Below are 17,001 nucleotides of genomic sequence, written 5' to 3'. Positions count from 1 at the left end.
AAGACGAAACTGCCCTGCCTGAATGCCCCAACACCTCCTAATACCGGGAGGGTCCAATTGGTTCCATTGGTAGGGGAACTTCCGAGGCAGCTACGGCGCTTTTCCGTCCGCCGGCTGGCCGGCGAGGTACTGCTCGAGCCAGTGAATGTGGTAGTCGCCGTTGATGATATCGGCCTCCCGGACCAGCGCCCGGAACAGCGGCAGCGTGGTTTCGATGCCGTCGACCACCATCTCGTCGAGTGCCCGGCGCAGCCGCATCAGGCATTCGGCGCGAGTCTTGCCGTGCACGATCAGCTTGCCGACGAGTGAATCATAGTAGGGCGGAATGACGTAACCCTGATAGACCGCGGAATCGATCCGCACGCCGAGCCCCCCGGGCGGGTGGAATTGCGTGATCTTGCCGGGCGAGGGGCGGAAGGTCTGCGGGTTTTCCGCATTGACGCGGCATTCGATGGCATGCCCGATGATAGCAATCTCGTCCTGCTTCGCGGGCAGGTCGCCGCCGGCGGCGATGCGGATTTGCTCCAGCACAAGGTCGATGTCGGTGATGCTCTCGGTGACGGGATGCTCGACCTGGATACGCGTGTTCATCTCGATGAAATAGAACTCGCCATCCTCATAAAGGAATTCGATGGTGCCGACGCCGAGATATTTCATATCCCGCATCGCCTTGGCGCAGGTCTCGCCGATCTTGGCGCGGGCGGCGGCGGCGAGAACCGGCGAGGGGCCTTCTTCCCAGACCTTCTGGTGACGGCGCTGTAGCGAGCAATCGCGCTCGCCGAGATGGATCGCACCGCCGCGGCCGTCACCGAGAATTTGGATCTCGATGTGGCGCGGCTTCTGCAGGTATTTTTCCAGATAGACCGAAGCGTCGCCGAATGCGGATTTCGCCTCGTTGGATGCGGTGGACAGCGCCAGCATCAGGTCGTCGGCGGTGCGCGCCACCTTCATGCCGCGTCCGCCGCCGCCGGCCGCCGCTTTCACCAGCACAGGAAAGCCGATCGCCTTGCCGATCGCCAGCGCGTCGTCGTCCGACGAGACCGCGCCGTCTGAGCCCGGTACCACCGGAATGCCGAGCCGCTTGGCGGTCTTCTTGGCCTCGATCTTGTCACCCATCAGGCGGATGTGTTCGGCCTTCGGGCCGATGAAATGCAGATTGTGCTCGGCGAGGATTTCGGCGAAGCGGGCGTTCTCGGAAAGAAAGCCGTAGCCGGGATGCACGGCATCCGCGCCCGTTATCTCGCAGGCCGCGAGCAGCGCCGGGACGTTGAGATAGGAGTCCTTGGAAGGCGGCGGGCCGATGCAGACGCTCTCGTCGGCGAGCCGCACGTGCATCGCGTCGGCGTCGGCGGTAGAATGCACGGCAACGGTGGAGATGCCGAGCTCCTTGCACGCGCGCAGCACGCGCAGGGCAATTTCGCCGCGATTGGCTATCAGGATCTTATCAAACATGCGGCTCCCGCCGGCGAGTAGCGAGTGGCGAATGGCGAATGGTCAAGCTTCAAAACCATTCGTTATTCGCTACTCGCAATTTCGCCATCTACTCAATAATGACCAATGGCTCGCCGAATTCGACCGGCTGGCCATCCTCGACGAGAATTTGCGTCACCGTGCCCGCGCGCGGCGACGGGATCTGGTTCATCGTCTTCATCGCTTCGATGATCAGGAGAGTCTGGCCGGCCGAGACTTTGGTGCCGACCTCGATGAACGGCTTGGCGCCGGGTTCAGGTGCCCAATAGGCGGTGCCGACCATCGGCGAGGGGACCACGCCTGGATGCTTGGCCAGATCGGCACCCGCAGCGCTCGCCGCGGCGATAGCTGCCGCCGCAGCCGGCGCCGGCTGGAAGCTCGCCGGCATCGCCGCCGACACGCTGATGTTGCGCGCAACACGCACCCGCAGCCCGGCGCGCTCGATCTCGATCTCGGTCAGGCTGGTCTCGTCCAGCAACAGCGCGAGTTCGCGAATGAGCTCGCTGTCGTCGCTCTTTAGGTTTGCGGCTGATTTGTCCGCTGACTTGTTGTCGGGCTGGCGGGCCATGCTCTTGATCCGGAATTCTCGATGTGGATGACGGCTTAAGCGTCAGGTGTCGTTCGACGTCAGATTTTTGAGGTCAGTTTTTGAAGTCAGCCTTTGGCCTTGGCGCCCAGTTTGGCGGCCAGGCCTGATATTGCGAGCCGGTAGCCATCGACGCCGAAACCACAGAGCGACGCAAAGGCGGCCATGGCCGTGAAGGAGTGGTGACGGAAGCTCTCGCGGGCGTGGATGTTGCTGATGTGCACTTCCACCGTCGGGATTTTGACCGCAACCAGCGCATCGTGCAACGCGATCGAGGTGTGCGAATAACCGCCGGCGTTGATGATGATGCCGGCCGCCTCCTTCGCATGCGCCTCATGGATGAAGTCGATCAACTCGCCCTCGCGGTTGGACTGGCGGCAATCGGCCTTCAGGCCGAATTGTGCTGCCGTTTCGACGCAAAGTTTCTCGACGTCGGCGAGCGTCGCATGGCCGTAGGTTTCGGGCTCGCGCGTCCCCAACATGTTGAGGTTCGGGCCGTTGAGCACATAAATCGTCGCGGCAGAGGCTTGGGCAGTTCCTTGGGCCATCCGGATTCCAGCAAAAGGGGCGGGCGGGTCGCGGGGTTATAGGTAACAACGCGGCCAAGGGGAAGCCTTTAGGCCGCTAAAGACCCCTATCAAATGCCTCATCCTGTTCATAAAAAGGCGCACAGAACCTGCAGAAATTGCTCGTTAACCACTGTTAACAGAAGCAGCACCATAACCGGGCAGCCCTATCACCCCACATTAACAGCGGTTCTGGATCCCCAAGCTTTCGACGAGGTCTCCGCGGAAGTTGTATTGCCCGAGATGCAATAGCTTGCATTGCAGGCCGCGCGCTCAGTCTACTTGGGTTGCTGGTTGCCGGTTGGCTTGTTCTCCGGCGGCGCGAGCTTGATCGCGGGCGCCGGCTTTGCTGATGCGGCCTGCTTGGCGTTGTTGGGAGGAGGCCTTTGCGCGATCGGCGGCGAGGGTGGGTCTGGCGCGGCGGGGGCGGACGATCCGACGCCGACAGAGATGCCGAACAGCCGCCACTGCCCGTTCACGGGCGCGAACGACAGATCGAAATTGACTTGCGTCGGCACCGAAGGGAAGAAGCCCGCCATACGCATCAGGCCATTGGCCTCGATCTGCGGCAGCAGATTGAGCTGCGGATCGATCACAGCAACGCCGGAGAGATCGAGACTGTCGTTGCGCAGCTTGGCGAAGATCTCACCGAGCCGGGCGGCCGAGTTACTCTGGAAGCCGGGCGCGCCGATGTCGCGCAGCACGGTATAGTTGCCGGTCTTGTTGGCCTGATCGAGCGCGAGCAGCGACGACCGGATCAGGATCAGCACCCCGTTGCGATCGATCTGCGCGGGCTTGGGGGCCGACGGCGCCTCCGCCTGCGCGCGGAATCCGCATGCGACAACGAGCGCTGCCAGCAAGAGCGCACCGAGGATTCGCCCGCAACTGGTTTTGGCCATCACCACGCGAATGTCACGCCGGCCCGCCCGCCGACGCCGCCTTGCGCAAAGCCCGCGGCGACGCCGCCATTGACGACCACATATTCGCTTAACCGCATCTGGGCGCCCAGACTCATGGCATTCTGGCCGCGGAAGGTGCCCCAGTTCGTCGAGATCGCGAATTTCTTGTCAGACGGCAACGCGGAGCCGCCCATGGCGATGGCAATCGCCGTTCCCTCAAAGGACTGGCGCATTTGCGTCTGCAGCGTGGCCACGTTGGATTGCAGCAGGGAGATATCCTGGCCGCTGAAACCTGCCGCCGCGAGATTGCCATTGGCGTCGGTGGTGACGAGTGAGGTCGGGCCGGATTGCGCAGCGCGGCTCGCCGCCGAGGTGATGCCCGACATCCGGTAGGTGTTCGATGCGGTGCCGAGCGATATCTGATTGGCCGCCGTCGTCGTGGCGCCGTTGCCGATGGCGGTCGAATTGGTGAACGCCGCGGTGGCCCCGGTGCCAAGCGCCGTCGCGCCGGTGGCAGTGGCTTGGCTTGCTTGGCCGATGGCGGTGGTGGCGTCGCCAGTGGCGTTGCTGCCTTGGCCATAGGCGCTCGCGGTAGCGCCGTTGGCAATGCTGTTCTGGCCCGTCGCGGTCGCGCTGACGCCGTTCGCGAAGCTGTCCGCACCCGTCGCGGTCGCATTTTGACCAATCGCGTCGCTGGCAGAGCCAGTTGCAGTCGCCTGCAAGCCGTTCGCTAAGCTGCTATAGCCGGTCGCGGTCGCGGAACTCCCGTTCGCGTAGCTGTCCTGGCCCGTCGCGGTCGCGAAAGTCCCGTTTGCGTTGCTGTTGTGGCCCATCGCGGTTGCGAAGTCGCCATTGGCGAGGCTGTTCGCGCCCGTCGCGGTCGCATTTTCGCCAATCGCGTCGCTGGCAGCGCCCGTCGCAGTCGCCTGCAAGCCGTTCGCTAAGCTGCTATAGCCGGTCGCGGTCGCGCAGCTCCCGTTCGCGTGGCTGTGCCCGCCCATCGCGGTTGCGCAGTTGCCGATCGCCCTGCTGTCCACGCCGGTCGCTGTCGCGAACTCGCCGGTGGCTATCGCGGCAAGGCCGGAAGCGTAAGCAAAATTGCCGGTGGCCGTCCCGCCGTTGAGGGATTGCTGTCCCATCGCCGGAACGGCCCAGAGGATTGCTGCTGCGATTGAAACACCGGCGGCCAACGCCAGCCACCGCAAGGTCACACCCGACAGGGAGCTGCTAGCGAGCGATCCGCCGCGATGGTTGCTCGGATAAAACGCGCCAGAAGCAAGTGCCGGTGAAAATACCGTTTGGTGACGCCGATTATCAAGCATGCAAAAAAAACCCAATAGCAGACGGCACGAGTCTGTAGTCTCCATCGATCGTTGTGCGACCTTGGCCAAGCCATGCCGCGGCCGCATCTGACGTTCGTCAGATGCATTGGGCGAAAGCGGGCGTTTCGAGGTGAATGTTGCGGAGTGAGACTTCGCGGCAACATTGTGCTTGCCCATAATCGAGCCTTGCGGCTGGGGCTACACCCAGGGCCAGTGTTCGTGCACAACTTGGGGTAGGGCGAAGCGGTGGGCCATCCGGCGAGGAACAACGTCCGGCATCGTTGGGCCAGTTCGTCACGAAGGCGCCGATCGCCATTGAGATCGAATGATAGCATTCGCGGCGGCCAGAAGCTTGCCACTGTCAGAACTCGCCGCCCACGCCGACATAGGCCGTATGCTGAGTGCCGCCGCCGTTACCGTAGCCGCCGACAATACTGAGCGGCACGCTGGTGTTGAGGCGATGGGCAAATCCAAATCCGAATCCCGCCTCGCTCTGAAACGTCGATCCGCGAATTTGCCACGTCGTCTTGCCGGGCGCCGAGGGCATCGGCGCGCTCGCGGTCGCGACCGCAGCGGCGATGCCGCGCCGCGCCTCGGTACGGTTGTCGCCGATCTGTGCCTGCAATGAACTGATCTGGGACTGGAAGTTGGAGCTGAAACTGGAAAGCTGGCTGACATTGACTGCGTCGGTCGGGTTGATGCCAGCCGCCACATTGGTCAACCGCCGTTCGTTGCCGGCGGTGCCGAACGATACCGTATTAGGAGCACTCGCTACAGAACCGGCACCGATCGCCACCGAATTCGCGGCTAGCGCCTGCGCGCCGGCACCAAGCGCGGTCGCGCCGGTTGCAGTGGCTTGGCTTGCCTGGCCGATCGCGGTGGTGGCGTCGCCAGTGGCGTTGCTGCCTTGGCCGAACGCGCTGGCGGTTGCGCCGTTGGCGAAGCTGTTTTGGCCGGTGGCGGTCGCGTTGGCGCCGTTCGCGACGGCGTTCTGACCTGTCGCGGTCGCGTTAGAGCCGTTCGCGTAGCTGTCCTGGCCCGTCGCGGTCGCGAAATCCCCGTTTGCGTTGCTGTCGTGGCCCGTGGCGGTTGCGAAGTCGCCATTGGCGAGGCTCAACGCACCCGTCGCGGTGGCGGAGGCGCCGATCGCGAAGCTGCCGGCGCCCGTCGCCGTCGCGCTGGCGCCGGTCGCCCTGCTGCCCTGGCCGGTTGCGGTGGCGGCCCCGCCATTCGCGGTGCTGAATGCGCCCGTCGCCGTAGCGAGGGCGCCGTTTGCGGTGCTGACCTGACCGATCGCGGTCGCACCGATGCCGGTCGCGGTCGCGCCATTGCCGGAAGCGTAGGCATTGCCGCCGGTGGCCGTCCCGCCGTCGAGGGATTGCTGGCCCATCGCCGGAACGGCACAGAGAGTTGCCGCTGCGATTGAAACGCCGGCGACCAGCGCCAGCCCTCGCAATGTCCCGCCGGAGAGCACGCCGCTGGCAAGCAGTCGCGTCCGGAGGTCGTGTGGATGATGCCCGTCGGAAGTGTGTGCTGTCGCCCAATCCGCGGCACCCGCTGTCGGAAAGCTTGTCATCGCCGGCTCTTCTCATCGCCGGCCGGTGAAATGACCGTTTGGTGAATGTCAGACATGCAAGCTCCCACGGCGGACGGCACGATTCTGTTAGTTCAATCTGCCGTGAAGCGACCCTGGCCCAAGCCCTGCAGCGGCCGCATCTGACGAACGTCAGAGGCATCGAACCAAACGGAAGCATCTTGAGGTGAATGTTGCGAAGTGAGGCTTCGCGGCAACAGCGTGCTTGATGCCCATAATCGAGCCTTGCGGCCGGGGCGGCACCTAGGCCAGAGTTCGTGCACAACTTGGGTAGGGCGAATGTCTGGCGGTGGACTATCCGGCGAGGACGAGGTGCTGGACCTTGTCGGATCGATTTACGATGCCGCGCTCGACGCCCAGCTCTGGCCGGGCGTCCTCAACAGAATTGGCGATGCTGTTGGCGGGCCGCAGGTGGTGTTCGGATTTTACGACCCGGCGAACGGGATCGTGAGCATGCATGCGCCGCGGACCGATCCGGACATCTTGCGCAGCTTTGACGACTGGACGCCGAATATTCCGGCCTTGCCGTGCACTGGAAACTATCGGCCCGGAGAGGTCTTTACCGGCGCCGACGTCATCTCGCGGGACGAGTTTACCAAAACCGCCTTCTATAACGAATTGTGGCGGCCGGGCGGTTTCAGCGCCGATCCGCTCGTCACCAACCTGTTTGCCGATAGTGCGGCTTCCGGACACATTGCGAGCCACGGGCTGCTGAATCAGTCGCCATTTGACGCAAGCCAGAAACGATTGTTTGCGGCGCTGGCGCAGCATCTCGTTCGCGCAGTCGCGCTGCAGCGCCGTGTGCATCACCTGACCATCGCAAACGAGCACGCGCTAACCGGCCTCGACAGATTGCAACAGGGTTTTCTGCTTGTCGATGCAGAGGCCCGGCCGCTGTTCGTCAATCGAGCGGCGCGTGCGCTGCTCGATCGTCGCGATGGTCTGCGGCTCGAAGCCGGCGCTTTGTCGGCGTCCGATGCTGACGGCGGGCGAGCGTTGCGCGGGCTGATCAAGTCATGCGCTGGCGATCCCATTGTGACCGCTTCTGGCGGCGACGTTGCGCTGGCGCGTGGAACGCGGTTGCCGCTTGACGTGGTCGTGACGCCGGTAAAGCCGGACACGGCAACGATCATTATCCCCTGGACTTTCTTGCGCCGCGCAGTCGCGATAGTGCTTGTCTCCGACCCTGAAACAGAGATCCAGGCGCGTGTCGAAGACCTGCGCGAACGGTTCGGGTTCACGCCGGCGGAGGCAGCGTTTGCGCTTGAGATCGTCAAGGGCGACGGTCGCCAGGCCGCCGCTGACAGACTCGGCATTACCGTCGGGACGGCGCGCAGCCATCTCTCCAGCATCTTTGACAAGACAGGTTCACGCCGCCAAGCCGAACTGGTGCGGCTGCTTCTGCGGAAGTGACGCGAAGCATCTCGTTGAGTGGAGCCAAGAGCGCAAATCAGGGCGGGCATTTCTGCCCGCCCTGGTATTCTGCGGAAAGCCCGCCGTTAGGCTTCCAGAACCGCCACGATCTCGAAGGTGTTCGGATCCACGATCACGATCTGCTCCTTGACGAGGATGTACTTATACCTGCGCCATTCCGGATAGATCGTCACCACTCGCTCCGGCAACGTATGGAAGGTCACGTCGCGCGGTACGCGGGTGCCGACCGAAATCGAGAAGTTCACGTTCGTCACCGGCTGAACGCGTGTCTCCTTGATCGCGGTGGTGATCTGGGTGCGCTGCTCGGTCGAGAGCTTCGCGGCAGCGCCGGCCTGGCCCGTCGTGGTCGTGGTCTGGCCCGCGGCTCCGCCCTGTGTCTGGGTCTGAGTGCGGTCCTGCTGGCCCTGGGCCTTCTGGTCCTTCTGCATGGGTTGGTCACGGCCCTGGGTCGTGGTCTGGTCACGCTGGGTCTGGTCACGCTGCGTCGTGCCCTGGTCACGTTGTGTCGTGCCCTGATCACGCTGCATCGTGCCTTGGCCGGTCGTCTGGCCCTTGTCGGCCTTCGTGCCGCCACGGTCCTCCTTACCTTCGGCCTTCATATCCTTGCCGCCCTTCATGCGGTCTTCGCTGCGTTGGGTCTTTTCACCGCCCATCGACTTCTGCTCGGACTGCGCGCCCTTCATTTCGGACGTGCCGCCGCTATCGCGCTGCATGGTGCCTGACGAGGCGCCGCCGCGCTCAGAGGAAGGCGCGCTCTGCTGCGCCGCAGAACCGGCCGACCCTGCGTCGCCGCGTCCCATGCCGGTGCCCTGCGCGTTCGCAAAGCCGGTTCCGGCGATCAGGGCCGCCGCGGCGACCGTCATCAGAAAGCGATTACTCATCGAATGTCTCCTCACGTATTTGCATTGCCCGCGCCAACAACGAAAGGAATTGCCTGATGTTCCTGATAGTTGGCGGTTCCGCCGTCTTTGTTTTGTGAACGCGGGATGAACCGTTTTGTGAACGTGGGATGAACGCTTCGCCGCAGAATGCCGCAACGAAAAAGGCCGGCTGTCGAGCCGGCCTTTTCATCGCAATTTGTGAAGCATCGCCTCAGCAGGTCGCCTTGCCGCAGCGCGCGTTGCTGATCTTTTCGCGCAAGGCCTCGACGCCGACCGCGCCGATCACGACCTGCTTGCCGATCACGTAGCTCGGCGTGCCGTTCATGCCCATGGCCTCGGCGAGCTTGAAATTTTCCTCGAGCGTGTTGCGCACTTCGGCGCTGTTCAGATCCTTCTCCAGCTTCGCCATGTCGAGGCCGACTTCCTTGGCAACGGCCATCGCGCGCGCCTTGTCGGCGGCGCCGCGGCCGGTGAGCAGCTTCTGATGGAAGTCGAGATATTTCTTGCCGGTCGGGTCCTGCATGCGCACCGCGACGCCGACCTGGGCGGCTTCGACCGAGCCCGCGCTCAGTACCGGAAATTCCTTGAGTACGACCTTGAGCTTCGGGTCGCTCTTCATCAGCTCCATCATGTCCATCATCGCGCGCTTGCAATAGCCGCAATTGTAATCGAAGAACTCGACGAAGGTGACGTCACCGTCCTTGTTGCCCACAGTGACGCCGCGCGGCGAGTTGAAGATCGTGTCCGCATTCTTGGCGACGCCGGCTTCGTGCTTGGCGGCTTCGGCTGCGGCCTGACGCTTGCTGAGTTCGGTCATCGCCTCTTCGAGCACCTCGGGATGCGCGATCAGGTAATTGCGGATGATGGCCTCGATGTCGCCGCGCTGGGTATCGGTAAAACTCTGTGCGGAGACGGGCAGCGGCGCGCCGCAGAGCGCCAAAGCGAACAGTGCGGGGATGAGAAGACGGAACGAGGGCATCGGTAAATCCTTATGCGGCGAGTTCCCGGGCAATTCTGCTGAAGGCCGGCTCCTCGAGAATATCCTGGTCGGGTTGGCCAAATCCTTGGTGACCAGTCATTGGTGACCAGTCTTTGGTGACCAGTCCGATTATAGCCGAATGCGGTTGAATTCTAGTTGCCCTTCTGGCCGGGCAGTGGCTTGGTGTTCACGATGTCGTCAGCCTTGACCCATCCCGGCGTTCCGATCGCGAAGCGTGTTTTTGCCCGTGAGGCGAGATCGCGCGCCGTCTTGCTGTCGCCGCGCAGGTAGGCGGCCTGGGCGGACGCCAGATCGGCCTGCGCGTAATCTCCTTTTCGGCCATAGGCCATCGCAAGCTGCATATAGCCGATCGGCGCCTCGCCCTCGCGCGCTACCGCCGCGCGCAGGATGGCAATCGCCTCGTCGGTGTAGGCGTTGTTGCCGGTTGCCACGAGGGCCTGCCCAAGCAGCATCTCGATGAGCGGAGCGTTGTTGGAGAGCGCTACGGCCTTGCGAAGCGGCGCGATCGCCTCCTGCGGTTTGCCGCCTTCCAGCAGCGCCTGGCCGCGCACCTCGTGAAAATAGGGATTGTTGGGCTGCTGCTGAATCAGGGCGTCGATCTGCGCCAGCGCGCTGCGCAGGTCGCCGTGCCGATAGGTCGCGATGGCATGCGCATAGCGCGCAGGCAGGCTGTTGTTGGACAGCGGATAGCGCCGGTAGACGGTATCCTGCCGCTCCATGAAGGCCGAGATCTTGGCGCGCACCATGTCATGGCGTAGCTGCAGGGCAGGGTCGTCCTTTTTGTCCCAATAAGGGCTCGACCGTGCCAGTTCTTCCAGCGCGGCGACGCGCTGGGCCGGCATCGGATGCGACTGAACGTAAGGGTCGGAGCCGCGCGCGGCGAACAGGCTCTCGTCGGTGAAGCGTCTGAAGGTCTCGTACATGCCCCTGGCGGACTGGCCTGTGGCGGTCAGAAACTTCACGCCGGCCTTGTCGGCGTTCTCCTCCTGCTGACGTACGTAGGAGAGCAGGTTGCGGCGGATCATTTCTCCCGGCGCGGAAAACATCGCCGCGCCGGCGTTGGCCAATCCACTGTTGCTGCCTCCTTGCGCGCCCGCGACCATCGCGCCGGCGCCAAGCAGCATGGCGATGATCATCTGCGTCTGGGCCTGCGCCATCTGCTCGCGCATCTTGGCAAGATGGCCGCCGGCAAGATGGCCGGTTTCGTGCGCCATCACGCCGATAATCTGATTCGGCGTCTCCGACTGCATGATCGCGCCGTAGTTCACGAATATGCGTCGGCCGTCGGCAACGAAGGCGTTGAAGACGCCTTGGTTGATGATCACCATCTGGATGTTTTGCTTTTCCAGACCGGCGGCGCGCAGGATCGGCCGCGTATATTCGCGCAGCAATTGTTCCGTCTCGGTGTCGCGGAGCACCGGTGGGCCCCTGTTCTCTTGCGCCAGCGCGGCCATCGGCGCGACGGCAAGGGCGACCGCAGTGGTCAACGTGGTCAACTTCAGTGATTTCTTGCGTAGGGCGATGCGAAGCAGCATGAGCGATCTTTGGCGATTGGCGGTGCATCCGGATTGACCGGAAGCCGGTTCGGTTTCCGATTAGATCAGAAACGGGTCCTAGTTTGTTGTTTCAATGCGTTTCTTTACCGGAGCCGGTATCACTTCGCTTGAAAACGCTATAACAAGCCACCGAATACGGCCAGTCTGGGGCGCCAACCGGTTCGGGAACCCGAATTCGGGCAGCGCCCGTGCAAATAGCAGAGATCGATGCTGGAATCGACAGTGAGAGATCGCGCGACAGCGCTGCTGACGCCTTCGACACGGAGCGATGTTCCGCCCTTCATGGTGATGGACGTAATGGCGGCCGCAGCGCGCATCGAGGCGGCCGGCGGCCATGTCATTCACATGGAAGTGGGGCAACCGGCGGCGCCCGCGCCCAGAACCGCGATCGCGGCCGCGCACGCGGCGCTCGATGAGGCGAGAATCGACTACACTGCCGCACTCGGTATGCCCACGCTGCGTGCGCGGATTGCCAGGCATTACCGCGACGCTTACGGCTGTATGGTCGAGCCCGACAGGATCGTGATCACGACCGGCTCGTCCGGCGGATTCATTCTGGCGTTTCTGTCGATGTTCGAACCGGGCGACCGCGTGGCGGTTACGGTGCCCGGATATCCGCCATACCGGCATATTCTGACAGCGCTCGGCTGCGAGCCGGTGCTGATCGAGACATCGGGCGCAACGCGTCATGCGCTGGCGGGAGAGGCCTTGCTGGATGCGCATCGCAAGGCGCCGCTGAAGGGTGTCTTGGTCGGCAGCCCCGCCAATCCGACGGGAACGATGATGTCGCGCGAGGCGCTCACCCGCCTGATCAACGCGGCGGAGGACGCGGGCATCCGCTTCATCTCTGACGAGATCTATCACGGGCTCGACTATGCGTTTCTGGCGGTGACGGCGGCGGAGCTTTCGCCGCAGGCGCTCGTGATCAATTCGTTCTCGAAATATTTCTGCATGACCGGCTGGCGGGTCGGCTGGATGGTGGTGCCGGAGTCTCTGGTCCGTCCGATCGAGCGGCTGCAGCAGAACCTGTCGATCTCGGTGCCGACGCTGTCGCAGATCGCGGCCGAAGCGGCATTCGAAGGCCGCGAAGAGATGGAGGCGATCAAGCGCGGCTACCAGGAGAACCGTCGTATCCTGATCGAGGGATTGCCGAAGGCCGGTCTAACCAAGTTCCTGCCGGCCGATGGCGCGTTCTATCTTTACGCCGATGTTTCGGATTTCACGTCCGACAGTTTCGAGTTTGCCGGCCGCATGCTGGAGAAGGCGCATGTGGCGGCGACGCCGGGCGTCGATTTCGATCCGATCCACGGCCGCAGCTTCATTCGCTTCTCTTATGCGCGCTCGGCCGACGAGATGCGCGAAGCGGTGACGCGCATCGCGCGTTGGCTGCGATAATACCTCGATACCTCCGGCCCGTCACATACCTCATCCGCACCTAAAACCAACCGGGAGCCATCCGTGTCCGCCAGAACCATGACTGAAACCGTCGCGCCATCGCATTTCCCGCTCGCCGCGCTGCTATGGCCGCATCGCGCCGATGGATCGTCGGGGCTGTTGCGCAGCGTGATCCTGATCGCGCTGGGAACGGCGCTGCTGACCTTGTCGGCGAAGGTCAATCTGCCGTTGCCCTATGTACCGATGACGCTGCAGACGCTTGTCGTGCTGGTGATCGGCGCAGCCTATGGCTGGCGGCTCGGCAGCGCTACACTGATGGCCTATCTGGCCGAGGGGGCGATCGGATTTCCGGTCTTCGCAGGCCCGGTCGGCGGCCTCGCGCCGTTCGTCGGTCCGACGGCCGGATATCTCGTAGGCTTCGTAGCGGCGGCCTTCGTGACGGGATGGCTGAGCGAGCGCGGCTGGGACCGATCCGTGCTCCGGCTATTCGTGGCGATGGCGCTCGGACACGTTCTCATTCTTGCCGCCGGATTTGGTTGGCTTGCGTTCGGCATGAAGCTCGGCGTCGAAAAGGCGTGGCTGGTCGGCATTGCGCCTTTCATTGCGGCATCGCTGATCAAGAACGCGCTCGGCGCTGCTCTCGTGCCGGCGATCCGGCGGATCTTTGATCCACGCGGTTAAGCGATCGCATGCGCTAATACCAGCCGTCTCCAGTTTCGTGCTGGCGATCGGTCTCGTAGACACCGCCAACAAAAACCGCCCGGTTTTCGCCGGGCGGTTTTTCTTTTTGGGTTCGATTCCTTACTCGCCGCTGCCGAAGCGCCGTGACCACCAGCCTGCCTTGCGTGGCGCAGCTTCGCCCGATGAGGCCGGCGCAGGTTCGGCTGGAGCGGGCGCGGGGTGCGCGATCGGCTCTGGCGTGTTCTGGCTGACGGCGGGCGCCGGTTCGGCCGGAACGCTGGTCATGAAGCTGACTTTCTCGCGCACGGTCGAGCGCCGCCGCGCCGCGGCGCGCTCGGCCTCTTGCCTGGTTTCCTCAGCGGTTGGCGCCGGCGCACTCGCAACCGGCTCCGGCTGGGCATCGGCCGCAGGCTGCATCTCCGCCGGCGGCGAGACCGGTTCGGGCTGGGCGTCGGCCTGCACCAGTGATGGCGCGGGCTCGGACGAGCCGCCCTCGAAATCGGCAACCGCGCTGGTCGCCTCCGGAACTGGGGTCGGCCCGAGTTCGTCTGCAATCGACCCGGCAAGACCATCTTCCAGTCCGGTACCGCGCCGGCGGCGTCCGCCGCGACGGCCGCGGCGGCGCGGGCGCCGCTCGCCACCCGCAGGTTGATCGCCACGGACCGTGCCGGCCTGTTCGTCGCCTTCGTCCTCGTCGGCTTCGCCGTCCTCGGCGATCGCGCCGTCGACAGCCTCGCCTGCGACGCGCATCGCGTCACCGTCCTCGCGCGGGGCACCACCTTCACGCGGCTCGCCACGGCCGCGCCGGCGCCGGCGCCGCTTGCGGCGGTGACCGTCTCCTTCGCCTTCGCCCACCACTGCCTCGGCGGCGTCGTCGGTCAGCCCCTCGGTCTCCTCCGTTTCGATCTCGGATTCGGTCTCGATGTCGAACGCCTCGTCGTCGTCATAGGCTTCCTCGACTTGCGGCGGGAAGGCGGCAGCCTGTGCCGCCAGCAACGCCTTGGCGGCTTCCAGCGTGTGCACCTGCTCGCCGCGGTCGATGACGTATGACTGCTGGCCACTCACGGTAGCGTCGGCGACGACCGCCAGCGAAACCTTGAAGGCGTTTTCGAGATCGCGCAGGTGGCCGCGCTTGTGGTTGAGCACATAGAGCGCCACGTCGGTGCGGGTGCGCACCACCAGATTGTGGGTCGCGCCCTTCATCAGGATTTCCTCGATGCCGCGCAGCAATTGCAGCGCGACCGAGGAGACCGAGCGCACATGGCCGCTGCCGCCGCATTGCGGGCAGGGCTCCGTCGAGCTTTCCAGCACGCTGGCACGGATGCGCTGGCGCGACATTTCCAGAAGACCGAAATGCGAGATGCGTCCGACCTGGATGCGCGCGCGATCCTGCCGCAGGCAGTCCGACAGCTTGCGCTCCACCGCGCGGTTGTTGCGCTTCTCGTCCATGTCGATGAAGTCGATGACGATCAGGCCGGCAAGATCGCGCAGACGCAACTGCCGCGCCACTTCCTCCGCCGCTTCCATGTTGGTCTTGAGCGCGGTGTCCTCGATGTGATGTTCGCGGGTCGAGCGGCCGGAGTTGACATCGATCGATACCAGCGCCTCGGTCTGGTTGATGACGATGTAGCCGCCGGAACGGAGCTGCACCGTTGGCGAGAACATTGCGTCCAACTGGCTTTCGACGCCCATACGCGAGAACAGCGGCTGGCCGTCGCGATACTGCTTCACCGCCCGTACGTTCGAGGGCATCAGCATCTTCATGAAGTCGCGCGCTTCCTGATAGCCGGCTTCGCCGGCGACCTGGATTTCGTCGATCTCCTTGTTGTAGAGGTCGCGCAGCGAGCGCTTGATCAGCGAACCTTCCTCGTAGACGAGGGTGGGGGCCTGCGACTTCAGCGTCATGTCGCGCACGGTCTCCCACATCCGGATCAGATATTCGAAGTCGCGCTTGATCTCGGGCTTGGTCCGCGAGGCGCCGGCGGTACGCAGGATGATTCCCATGCCCTCGGGCACGTCGAGGTCCTGCACCACTTCCTTCAGCCGCGAACGGTCCTGGGCCGAGGTGATCTTGCGGCTGATGCCGCCGCCACGGGCGGTGTTAGGCATCAGGACGGCGTAGCGGCCGGCCAGCGAGAGGTAGGTCGTCAGCGCCGCACCCTTGTTACCACGCTCTTCCTTGACGACCTGAACCAGCATCACCTGGCGGCGCTTGATGACTTCCTGAATCTTGTACTGGCGGCGTGGCCGGAAGGGGCGCTCCGGAACTTCCTCCAGCACGTCGTCGCCACCGACGGATTCGACGACTTCCTCTTCGGCGTCCTCGCCATCATCCTCATCGTCATGGCCGTCATCGGCTTCCAGAGCCGCGGCGGGTTCATCGGGAGGGGGAGTATAATCGCCGACGTGCTCGACATGCGGCACGTCGTCGGCATGGGCGGCGTTTTCCCGCGCACGCTCTTCGTCATGACGGTCGTCATGGCCGTCCTCGGCCTGCGCCTCGGCAACTTCGACCGACGCAGGGGCAGGCGCATCGGATTGCACCTCCGCGACCGGCGCTTCGCTCGCGGCAGGCGCTTGTTCGCGTTCGTCGTGATCATGCACAGGGTGATCGGCATCTTGCGCCCACTCGTCCCCATGCGCCTCATGCTCGTGCGCATCACGATCGTGAGGAGCCGCTTCGGCGTGATGTTCGGCGTCATGCGCCGGCGTATCGCCGGCCTGCACGGCCTCAGGCTCGTGCAGATGTTCTTGAAAATCTTGGTCGTGAAAACTTTTTTGGCGCTCATAGGGCTGGGCGGCCTGCGAGGGATCCTCGCTGGCACCCTCGAGCACGTCGCTCTGGATACGGTCGCCATGGCCGCGGCGGCGCGCATTGCGGTGGCGCGAGCGGCGGCGATGGCTGGAGCGGTTCTCGCTCTCTTCCTCGGCCTCGCGGTGGGCGCGCTCGTCGGCCTCGATCAGCGCCTGACGGTCGGCGACCGGGATCTGATAGTAATCCGGGTGGATTTCGCTGAACGCCAGGAAGCCGTGGCGGTTGCCGCCATATTCGATGAACGCCGCCTGCAGCGACGGTTCTACGCGCGTGACCTTGGCGAGATAGATATTGCCGCGGAGCTGCTTGCGCTGGGCGGTCTCGAAATCAAATTCTTCGACGCGATTGCCGCGGACCACAACGACCCGGGTCTCCTCCGGGTGGGTGGCGTCGATTAACATCTTGTTGGGCATTTTGGAACTCTTGACGGGGGCGGGCGCGGTGCATGGCGCGCGCAAATTGCGCGGCCCGGTGACGCGACGGTCCACCTGATTCGGGGGTGAGGGGAAGGCCAAAACGCACTTCTTGGCGCCGCGCCGAACGGGGGCCCACGGGAGCGGTGCGACGCGCAAAGCTTTCGCCTCGCGTCGGCGCGATCGTTCCATGGATCTTGGTCGGCAACACAGTCTGGCGCATCAAGCGTCGGCCCGTCTGAACATGTTGGCGGAAAGGATCCCGCCGTATCTATCGCTGAAGGCCCGGTTCGGCGCCTAAGCGCCCGCCGGCCATCGCATATCGGACCGTTAGGGTCCGGATAATCAGTTTTGCCGTGTCTCAAACCGCCCCTGGAAATAAGTACCTG

Annotated in this window: 13 protein-coding genes; 3 read left to right on the top strand and 10 right to left on the bottom strand. The window is 64.1% G+C overall.

Annotated elements, in window-relative coordinates:
- Positions 1 to 90: 90 nt before the first annotated feature.
- The 6 genes from accC to IVA95_RS16195 form a co-directional block, all read right to left on the bottom strand.
- Complete coding sequence (accC, locus tag IVA95_RS16220) at positions 91 to 1,452, bottom strand: acetyl-CoA carboxylase biotin carboxylase subunit (RefSeq protein WP_213247445.1); 1,362 nt, start codon at positions 1,450 to 1,452, stop codon at positions 91 to 93.
- Positions 1,453 to 1,540: 88 nt separating this feature from the next.
- Positions 1,541 to 2,038 carry an acetyl-CoA carboxylase biotin carboxyl carrier protein gene (gene accB, locus IVA95_RS16215; protein WP_213247443.1) on the bottom strand — a complete coding sequence of 166 codons (498 nt, stop codon included), beginning with the start codon at positions 2,036 to 2,038 and terminating at the stop codon, positions 1,541 to 1,543.
- A gap of 86 nt (positions 2,039 to 2,124) precedes the next feature.
- On the bottom strand, positions 2,125 to 2,604 hold the full coding sequence (gene aroQ / locus IVA95_RS16210; RefSeq protein WP_247511370.1) for a type II 3-dehydroquinate dehydratase: 480 nt from the start codon (positions 2,602 to 2,604) through the stop codon (positions 2,125 to 2,127).
- A gap of 296 nt (positions 2,605 to 2,900) precedes the next feature.
- Positions 2,901 to 3,521 carry a hypothetical protein gene (locus tag IVA95_RS16205; RefSeq protein WP_247511369.1) on the bottom strand — a complete coding sequence of 207 codons (621 nt, stop codon included), beginning with the start codon at positions 3,519 to 3,521 and terminating at the stop codon, positions 2,901 to 2,903.
- On the bottom strand, positions 3,521 to 4,660 hold the full coding sequence (locus tag IVA95_RS16200; RefSeq protein ID WP_247511368.1) for a YadA-like family protein: 1,140 nt from the start codon (positions 4,658 to 4,660) through the stop codon (positions 3,521 to 3,523). Before IVA95_RS16200 ends, IVA95_RS16205 begins: the two co-directional genes overlap by 1 nt.
- A 544-nt stretch (positions 4,661 to 5,204) precedes the next feature.
- Positions 5,205 to 6,419, bottom strand: a complete 1,215-nt coding sequence (locus tag IVA95_RS16195) for an adhesin (RefSeq protein WP_247511367.1) — start codon at positions 6,417 to 6,419, stop codon at positions 5,205 to 5,207.
- 297 nt (positions 6,420 to 6,716) lie between these two features.
- Between IVA95_RS16195 and IVA95_RS16190 the strand changes: the two genes are divergently transcribed.
- Positions 6,717 to 7,850: a helix-turn-helix transcriptional regulator gene (locus IVA95_RS16190; protein WP_247511366.1), complete on the top strand. Its 1,134-nt coding sequence runs from the start codon at positions 6,717 to 6,719 to the stop codon at positions 7,848 to 7,850.
- 86 nt (positions 7,851 to 7,936) lie between these two features.
- On the opposite strand, the gene IVA95_RS16185 is transcribed toward IVA95_RS16190, so the two are convergent.
- The 3 genes from IVA95_RS16185 to IVA95_RS16175 all read right to left on the bottom strand — a co-directional run bounded on the left by IVA95_RS16185 (position 7,937) and on the right by IVA95_RS16175 (position 11,287).
- Entirely contained in the window at positions 7,937 to 8,752 is an 816-nt protein-coding gene (locus IVA95_RS16185; RefSeq protein ID WP_247511365.1) for a DUF1236 domain-containing protein, read from the bottom strand.
- A gap of 211 nt (positions 8,753 to 8,963) precedes the next feature.
- A complete protein-coding gene (locus IVA95_RS16180; protein ID WP_247511364.1) occupies positions 8,964 to 9,731 on the bottom strand; it encodes a DsbA family protein in 768 nt (255 codons plus the stop codon).
- 152 nt (positions 9,732 to 9,883) lie between these two features.
- A complete protein-coding gene (locus tag IVA95_RS16175; RefSeq protein ID WP_247511363.1) occupies positions 9,884 to 11,287 on the bottom strand; it encodes a M48 family metalloprotease in 1,404 nt (467 codons plus the stop codon).
- A 228-nt stretch (positions 11,288 to 11,515) separates the two neighbouring features.
- Here IVA95_RS16175 and IVA95_RS16170 point away from each other — a divergent pair, with 228 nt between their 5' ends.
- Both IVA95_RS16170 and IVA95_RS16165 read left to right on the top strand, forming a co-directional pair.
- Positions 11,516 to 12,703, top strand: coding sequence for an aminotransferase class I/II-fold pyridoxal phosphate-dependent enzyme (locus IVA95_RS16170; RefSeq protein ID WP_247511362.1), 1,188 nt, complete (start codon positions 11,516 to 11,518; stop codon positions 12,701 to 12,703).
- 78 nt (positions 12,704 to 12,781) lie between these two features.
- Complete coding sequence (locus IVA95_RS16165; protein WP_247511725.1) at positions 12,782 to 13,384, top strand: biotin transporter BioY; 603 nt, start codon at positions 12,782 to 12,784, stop codon at positions 13,382 to 13,384.
- 120 nt (positions 13,385 to 13,504) lie between these two features.
- Here the strand turns inward: IVA95_RS16165 and IVA95_RS16160 are convergent, their stop codons facing one another.
- Positions 13,505 to 16,612 (bottom strand): ribonuclease E/G, encoded by a 3,108-nt coding sequence (locus IVA95_RS16160; RefSeq protein ID WP_247511361.1) that lies wholly within the window; start codon positions 16,610 to 16,612, stop codon positions 13,505 to 13,507.
- Positions 16,613 to 17,001 lie beyond the last annotated feature (389 nt).

The organism is Bradyrhizobium sp. 157, assembly GCF_023073815.1.
Lineage (GTDB): Bacteria > Pseudomonadota > Alphaproteobacteria > Rhizobiales > Xanthobacteraceae > Bradyrhizobium.
Note: the sequence above shows the minus strand (reverse complement) of the source record. Positions and strands in the feature narration are given on the sequence as shown.